This is a genomic window from Catenulispora yoronensis, assembly GCF_039531695.1.
Taxonomy (GTDB): Bacteria; Actinomycetota; Actinomycetes; order Streptomycetales; family Catenulisporaceae; genus Catenulispora; species Catenulispora yoronensis.
In genome coordinates, this window is record NZ_BAAAQN010000273.1 from 1 (window position 1) to 502 (window position 502).

Below are 502 nucleotides of genomic sequence, written 5' to 3' on the forward strand. Positions count from 1 at the left end.
CGTTGCCGAAGAGCGCGGCTGGCGTTTAGCCAAAAACTACGCCGTTGGGATGCTGTTCCTGAATAAAGATCCTGAGCTGGCTAAAGCGGCGCGCCGCATCGTTGAAGAAGAACTTCAGCTTGAGACCCTGTCGATTGTCGGCTGGCGCGATGTGCCGACCAACGAAGGCGTGCTCGGTGAAATCGCCCTCTCCTCGCTGCCCCGTATTGAGCAAATCTTTGTCAACGCCCCGGCTGGCTGGCGCCCGCGCGATATGGAGCGCCGTCTGTTTATTGCGCGTCGTCGCATTGAAAAACGTCTGCAGGAAGACAAAGATTTCTACGTTTGTAGCTTGTCCAATCTGGTCAACATCTATAAAGGTCTGTGTATGCCGGCGGATTTGCCGCGCTTCTACCTGGACCTCGCGGACCTGCGCACCGTGGAACGGGCCACCTTCCAGGTGGAGGACATCACCGACGTGCTGGCGAGCGTCGTCTGGGACGAGCACGCCGTCGCCTCGGTG

The 502-nt window shown here is 58.8% G+C and carries 1 protein-coding gene; it reads left to right on the forward strand.

The features are described 5' to 3' along the window. A partial coding sequence (locus ABD481_RS47300) for a hypothetical protein (protein ID WP_344672410.1) occupies nt 1-502 on the forward strand: 502 nt, incomplete at both ends.